General features: G+C 60.6%; 6 protein-coding genes. 5 read left to right on the plus strand and 1 reads right to left on the minus strand.

Features of this window, described 5'->3' with window-relative positions:
* On the minus strand, positions 1–719 hold a 719-nt coding region (locus JZ792_RS40295; RefSeq protein ID WP_216918150.1), incomplete at its 3' end, for a recombinase family protein.
* Between JZ792_RS40295 and JZ792_RS40300 the strand changes: the two genes are divergently transcribed.
* The 5 genes from JZ792_RS40300 (at position 719) to JZ792_RS40320 (ending at position 7,176) form a co-directional block, all read left to right on the plus strand.
* Positions 719–865, plus strand: a complete 147-nt coding sequence (locus JZ792_RS40300; RefSeq protein WP_216918151.1) for a hypothetical protein — start codon at positions 719–721, stop codon at positions 863–865. The two genes, JZ792_RS40295 and JZ792_RS40300, sit on opposite strands and share 1 nt — an antisense overlap.
* Before the next feature lie 224 nt (positions 866–1,089).
* On the plus strand, positions 1,090–1,305 hold the full coding sequence (locus JZ792_RS40305) for a hypothetical protein (RefSeq protein WP_254191054.1): 216 nt from the start codon (positions 1,090–1,092) through the stop codon (positions 1,303–1,305).
* Positions 1,306–1,436: 131 nt separating this feature from the next.
* Entirely contained in the window at positions 1,437–1,877 is a 441-nt protein-coding gene (locus JZ792_RS40310; RefSeq protein ID WP_308165642.1) for a hypothetical protein, read from the plus strand.
* Positions 1,878–2,011: 134 nt separating this feature from the next.
* On the plus strand, positions 2,012–6,769 hold the full coding sequence (locus tag JZ792_RS40315; RefSeq protein WP_216918152.1) for an NACHT domain-containing protein: 4,758 nt from the start codon (positions 2,012–2,014) through the stop codon (positions 6,767–6,769).
* Positions 6,770–7,032: 263 nt separating this feature from the next.
* Positions 7,033–7,176 carry a hypothetical protein gene (locus JZ792_RS40320; RefSeq protein ID WP_216918153.1) on the plus strand — a complete coding sequence of 48 codons (144 nt, stop codon included), beginning with the start codon at positions 7,033–7,035 and terminating at the stop codon, positions 7,174–7,176.
* Positions 7,177–7,318: the final 142 nt, after the last annotated feature.

The following is a 7,318-nucleotide window of genomic DNA, read 5'->3' on the forward strand; positions in this document are numbered from 1 at the left end:
GGGATGCGGTGGGCGGTGTATCCGTGGGGTGTTTTGCCGATGTTGTATCCGGCTTTGATGTGTTGTTGGGTGCCGGCGTGTGATTGTTCGAGGAGGTTGCGGACGTACCAGTCGGCGATGGCGCGGTTCATGCCGCGTAGGAGCATGGTGGTGGCGGCGGGGTCGCCCGAAGTGATTTCGATGGGTTCGTTGGCGCACCACAACTGGATGTCGGCTTGTTTCAAGCGGTATTCGAATTCGGTGGAGGCGCGGGTGTCGCGGGCGGTGCGGGAGATCTGTTCGGCGATCACCACATCGAACAAGCGGTCCTTCCCCGACGCGGCGGCGGTGAGGAGGTCGGTGATGCCGCCGTCGCGAGGCACGGGGATGTCGAAGCGTTGGTGGGCAGTCGAGTGTCCGCGGGCGTCGAGGTCGAGTCGTCCGGTTTCGATGTCCCAGTAGTGGGCCACGATCGACACCTGCACCGGCAGCCCGGCAAGTTTGGTTTCGCAGGTGGAGAGTTGTCGGGGGATGGACAGTGTGGGGTCTTGGTTGTCGTCGGTGGAGGTGCGTCCGACGAAGGCGGCACGGATGACGGGGGTGATCTGGTCGGGGGTGGGTGTGGTGAGGCTGGCGATCAACTCCTGCACACTCACCGCGTCCGACGGGGTGCTGGCGGGTGAGCCGCCGGGCCGGGTGTCGTCTCCGGGTTGGTGCTGGTTGGTTGGGTGCGGGTCCATTGCAGTACCTCCTGGATGGCGTGGGCTTGCAGGATGGTGAGGTGGCGGCCTTGTTCACCGTCGAGGTGGTCGATGGTGTGCGTGACGGTCAAACGCTGATTGCGGCGACGGCGGGTGGCATGACGCCGAGGCATGCCCGCCTCTGAGGTGTCTGGGTGTTTGCTGTTCATGCTCGGTGGAACGTGGGAGCGATGCAATAGCTTTGTGGAAGTCTCGGTGAAGGGTGCATGCCGTCACGCTTTCGAATGTATGTTCGATAGACTGGGTGGGGATTGTGTCGTGACGGGAAATGGATGGCGTGGTTGTGGGGATGTTCGGGTATCTGTCGGTGCTTGCTGGTAGACATGGGGTGTGGCGGAAGGAGGGCGATGTGACCACGGCAACCGGTTCGGCTAGTGAAGTCGTGATGATGGATGATCAGGGCAGCGCCGATCTGTTCGACCAGATCGCCCGGCGGTGTATGGGTGTGTCGGGCAGTGAGTTCCTGAGTCGTTGGGACAGTGGGGATTTCGAGGGTGTCAGCTGGGACGATGTTCCCGGTCTGGCGGAGGTGGCGATGGCGCTGCCGTTCGCTCGTCGTGACTAATTGATCCGGGAGGGTCTGTGCCGGGCCGCACAGCGCAGGAAGCTGTCCAGAACTACATCGAGCCGTTGCGGCGGGCTCTGGGGTGTTTGGACGGGTACGCGCAGATCCGTGTCGCTTCTCGTGTGAGTCGTGTGGGCGATGTCGGTGCCTGGATCTTGAACGGGCCCGAGGGGATGGAGTTGAAGAACTTCGGGGTCCTGCACGCTCAGCAGAATTTCGAGCTGGTAGCTGTGGATCCGGAGAGGTTCGATACCTCGGCGGGCAGGCTGCGGGTTTCGACGCGGATGTACAACTACAAGGTTGTGCATCGGGAATGGGAGTTGCGGTGGCATTGGCACCCTGAGGGGAACAGTCCGGAGCATCGACCGCACATCCATCCGTCGATGGATCTCAAGGCGCATCTCCCGACCCCCCGGTTCAGTTTGGAAGAGGTCGTCGAAGCCTGTATCAGCTTGGGTGCCAAGTCGGCCTGCGATGACTGGTCCGCACGTCTGGCCGAGACCGACGGAATCCACAAGCTGTATCGGACATGGTCGAACGATCCATCGGAACAGGGAAGCCTCAGCGGGTAGGAGGCGTTGGGTGGCTGTCGCTCGATTTCTCCTGGAGATGCGTCGGATTCTGGTCTGTGACCGCTGCGTGGATCTGGTTATGGACTCCCACGCCATTCCGAGCGTCGATTACGTAGGCGAGAGGGCGATGACGGATGAGTGAGGGCGGCGATTGGGAAGGTGTCGAACTGTCGGCGTCGACAGTTACCACCACCGTAGGTGGTGGACTCGGGGCTAAGCTGGGTGACCTCTATGAGGGCTACTGGACTGTTCTTCGCGGTGTTCTGCCGGTGCTCGAAGGTGCCTTCTCGACGTTGCGAGTAGAGCCGCCTGGCGCGGATGCAATCGAGTTCAAGCTCGCGGGGCACGTCACGGATGGTCATTCCGAAGGTCATCAATGCAAACGTTCACATAAGACGACGTGGACTTTGAACGCATTGAGAGAAGTCGGTTTTCTGGCGGGCCTCAGGGAAATGACAGCAGTGGGTTGCCGTGTTGTTTTCGTATCAGAGCAGCGGTCAGTGATCGGCGGGCTGGCCACGAAGGCGATCAAGGTATCCGGTGATGAGTTTCGCCGAGACCTGAACGCAGACGAGAGGAAGGCTTATACAGCGCTACTGTCGGAGTGGGGTATCGATGACGACGTGCTGGAGGAGCGTCTCCGTTCGATGAGTTTCGATGTCATCGGGCATGAACTTCTGAGGCGACTGACGTTGGACCGTCTGCGCTCGACAGTAGAGGGCGATCCCCTCGACGTCGTGGGCACATTGTGGCACATGCTGAAGGAGACAGCGCCCAAAGAACTTGACGCTGTTCATTTGTGGGATCATTTGAAACAGGCCGGTCACGGGCCGCTCGGCGGCGCTGCGATTGATCTGGCCAGTCGGATGGCAGGAGTCGCTGACACATATATCCATCACGCCGCAGTCGAGCGACCTCGTTCGCTAGATGCGATCCCGCGGCGCGAAGCTGCCGAGATAGTTGATCTCGTGACAGCCCCCGATCCTCCGGCTGCGGTGATGCTGACCGGCGCCCCGGGAACGGGCAAGTCGCACGTGTTGTCCCAAGTAGTTTCAGAACTGCGGCGGAAGGGCACGGTTGTGGGCGTCATACGTTTGGACGCCGCCGATCCTGCCCCCACCGCCAAGGCGTTGGGCACTCAGGAAGGGGTCGGATTCGGAGACTCGCCGGTGGCAGTCCTTGCGCGGGCGAAAGCCGGTCGTGTCGGTGTTCTGATTGTCGACCAGATAGATGCGATGTCGACGCTGTCTGGTCGAGGTGACGGTATTCGATGGGCAGTGGAGGAAATGCTGCAGGAGCTCCGGGCCAGTGGCGACCTGATTCTGGTGATGGCTTGCCGCAGCGAGGATCTGAGATTCGACGGTCGCTTGCGCAGGCTCGTCGGCATCGACGGCGCGGGTGACCTCGATCCGCCGAAGCAAGTGATACTCGCAGACCTTACTCCAGGGGAGGTCGTGTTGGTCCTTGATCGCGTTGGCCTCGACACCTCGTCGATGGCGCCGAAGTTGTTGGAGTTGCTCAGGAATCCGCTGAATCTGAGCCTGTTCGTGACTGTCCTCGACAGTTCAGATGGCGAGCGATTCTCGTTGATGGCGATACGGTCCCGTATGGACCTACTTGCCCGGTATCACAAGTGGAAATCTGACAAGTGTCAGCCCCAGCTCGGACACAACAGGTTTGCCGAGACGACGCTGTTGATTGCGGAGAAGATGTACAGCTCCGGCACTTTGTCGGTTGCCGAGACCCGGCTGTCTTCTATCGCAGACACCGTCGGAGTTCTGATCCATCACGGTGTACTCGTGCGCGATCGGAAGCGCGTCAGATTCTTCCACGAGACCTACTACGAGTACCTTGTAGCACTGAAAGTTCTCGAAGACGGACGCACCGCAGCGGACCTGCTAGCAGACGGTCCACAATTATTGTCTCGCCGGGGATTGGTCCGCGCCGTCCTCACCCTGGAACGTGACGATCCTGAGGCATATTGCGTCGATCTCACCGCTGTCTTGGACCACACGAACCGTTCCCATATCCGTGCTGCCGTGCTGTCTCTGCTCAGCACCCAACAGGAAGTCAACGAGGACGAACTACTACTCGTTCTTTCCATCGCTGCGGATACTGACGACCGGATGCGGCACCAGGCTGTCCGAGCGCTCGTCTCGAAGCCGTTCGCCGCACACCTGGCTGACAGCGGTGCGCTGGATGCTGTTGCGAAAACATACTGCAGTGCTACGACATCGCTTTCGCACTCCTCGCTGGCTGCCGTTCGACAGCTTCCCGCCACGGTGCTGTTGTACCTCCTTGTCGAAGCGGCGAGATATCGTCCGGACGAGGCAGCGCAGGCCGCTCTTCCGATCGTGAAAATGGTTGATCGCGTGGACGATTGGTATGGCGCAATCACACGTCTGATCTTCCTCGCAGGGCTGGAAAGTGCGAACCGCACTGGCCACCCCCTTCTGCAGCTATTCCGAGGCATGGTCGATGCCGTACATCGTTCAATTGCGCTCGCAGTCGAATCCGACGACTCTGTAAACGCTCCAAACGAGGCTCTCTCGCGCATCAAGGAGAGGATCGTCGGATCCGACATGGTGTACGCCGTTGACAGCATCATCGATCGGTTCCCGCTCGTGGCCGCCGATGCCGTGGAAGCGTGGCTCACTGTTGCGCGCCGAGTCGCCGATGCACAGGGCACAAACGAGTCCCTATTCTCGCGACAAGGCCTGCTCGGCGATTTCCGATGGCAGGGTCCCGCACTTCGGCGATGTGCAGAGCAGACCCCGTTGCTGTACGTGCAGCGGCTTGCCGAGCTCATGCTCGATGACTACGAACGCGGCAGCAGCGAGCACCGCTGGACACCGACAGACTCCGATCTTGACCCTGCGAATGGACTCCGCCTGGACTTTCGACTGTACTTTCCGGACTCTCCAGAGCAAGAGTCGGATAACGCATTCCTTGTCGCGGTCACTGCGGTGACAGGTTCACCCGCAGCTCTGAAACCTGTACTCGATCTGTTCCGCAGCTCCGAAACCGTCGCCGCGCAGCGCGTCGTCGCGGCCGGCTACTGTGCTGCAACAGACTCGCTGATCGATGATGCGGCGCAATGGATCAGCGAGCCTCGCGTGCGCGGTCTTGACAGTGGGAGCACACCGGGCTGGGCCTGGGGCGCAGTCGTCGCGAGGGTGGCCGTTGTCGGATCTGACGAACAGCGTCGGGACGCATTGTCACTTGTCGATGCCGCATACCAGATTCGCGAAGGCCGAGAACACGAGACAACGGCGAACCTGAACACTCCGCTCGCAGCGGAGGCGCACATCGTTCTTTCTTTGTTGGACAAGGCGCTCGGCGTGGAACTGCCCGATGAGTTCCGGCGTCGGTTGGCCCAGTTGACCACAGTGTTCGGTGTGGCACCACCCGAACCTGCACCACCGGTCAGTATCAGCGCTTGGCGTTCTTCGCCGGTTCCAGAACCCTCCGGTCTCGATATTGCTGGATGGACAGCACTGATCGCGGACTGGCCGACCGAGGCAGAAGAGGAGGACACTGCGCTCGCCAACGCACGAGGAATTCGCGCCGCAGCGAAGGACACACCTTCCGTGTTCGCCCGCCTGCTCATCGCACTTCCTGTCGACGCTCCGTCTGCGGTGGTCGCCGGTGTGCTCGAAGGGATTGCGGCCGCGTCCGAAACCCGAAAGCAGGCGGGAAACGCTCTCGAGCGTGCCGAGGTTGCTCTGTACTGCGAAGCCATCCGCAATGCGATCGATCGGCCGCACGATCCTGACGTCGACATGGCCATAGCCCGTTGTATCCATCGACTTGCGGACCAATCCGACCTCCCCGATGACATCGTCGTTATACCGAGCCGCATCTGTGACATTGATCGCAATCCAGTGGTGCACGACGAAGGTGGCACACCCGTGGGGCTGGGGCTGAGTCAACCCCGAGGTGTCGCAGTCAATACGGCTGCTTCGCTGCTTGTTCCACTGCCAACGCGGCCCCAGAGACTCGCGCTTCTGCGCCCGCTGCTCGAAAAGGTCGCTACGGACCCCTCTGAGTCGGTACGAGTATTTTTGCCCCAAGCCTTGGTAAGCGCATGGTTCACTGATGCTGAATTAACAGCCAGGCTCGCTGACCAATGGCTCACCGCTTCAACGTCGGCCGGGCTCGAAGCCCCAGGTCTTGCCCAGCTCTTGTGGCAGTTGAAGGACACACACCCGGAAGTATCAGCAAAGCTGCTGCACGCACTCGCGGCCGCGCCACCAGGTCCGGCCCGGTCCCTCGCACCCCGAATGGCCACACTGTTCGCGGTCAACGATGTTGAGTTGCCCGGATTCGGCCAACCCATTTTGCAACGATTTCTCGATGAGGTCGACGACCGCATCGGCGTCGCTGATTATTTGACGCAACTGGTGAGCCAGCTGCCTATACGCGGCGACACCGAGGGGTCGACTCCGGGGAACACGTTGCTGCTGGAGTTGATGAACGATGAGTCGGACAAGGTCCGTGAACAGACCACGTGGGTAGTGCGGTACATGAACGGTCAGCTCCTCGAGTACGCTGCTCTGCTCGAAAAGATCTCTGGTACCAGAATGTTCGCTGAGACCCCGGCGATGGTCTTGGAGGCGCTCAGTCGGCGCCTTGGGGAACTTCCGGACTGCGTACTGGCGATGTGTGAGCAGTGGATCACCAAATGGGGTCCCAGTGCGGGCGACATAAGCACACACGCTGCATCCGAAGCGCATAAGGTAACCGACATCGTACTCGCGATCTACAGCACCGGCTCACCGGTCGATGTCAAGGAACGCTGTTTGAACGTGCTCGACTTCCTCGTCGAGCACGGCGCTGGCGGGGCAAATCTCAAGGCAGACGAGGCAATTTTCGACCCAAACAGACCGTGAATGTTCAGGCGGGTCCCCCTCTCACAACATGCTGACGTCACACCTCATTCGATACTGCGGTTTGTCCGCCGAAAATACAAGTCGCACCTGCTGCGCTGGCAGACTTGAGGTCATCGTCTTCGCGGCTGCCGGTGTAGGGCCTGCGGTCCCGGGTGAAGGTCAGATATTGCTCATGAACGATAGAGGCGGCCCGAGTCGATACGACTGCTGCCAGGTGCTAGCCACTCGTACAACATCTCGTCTCGACTTATAAGCGTCAGGCGATGCACACCTCCTCGGATGCATTGGCTGCTCGTGTCGAAATCGGTGTTGAATTCGAGCTGCGAGCCGAAGTTGCCGATGCTTTTCAGATTCATGACACCGTGACAAGGAAGATCCGGGTGCGACAGATCCCCGCTTATCGCTGAACCGTTGAGCGCCAGTGGGCCGTACCCCGTAGATGGGACCGCCCGGTATTAGAGTCCTTGTTTGGCCTGGTGAGGGCCGAGAAGGGACACTGAGGACATGGCAGGACGCAAGCGGCATTCCGCGGAAGACATCGTGAGGAAG

It is taken from the genome of Nocardia noduli (assembly GCF_019038455.1).
Classification (GTDB): domain Bacteria; phylum Actinomycetota; class Actinomycetes; order Mycobacteriales; family Mycobacteriaceae; genus Nocardia; species Nocardia noduli.

Coding starts and splice junctions, on each gene's coding strand:
- JZ792_RS40320 (WP_216918153.1), top strand. CDS start 7,033: ATGCACACCTCCTCGGATGCATTGGCTGCTCGTGTCGAAATCGGTGTT.
- JZ792_RS40315 (WP_216918152.1), top strand. CDS start 2,012: ATGAGTGAGGGCGGCGATTGGGAAGGTGTCGAACTGTCGGCGTCGACA.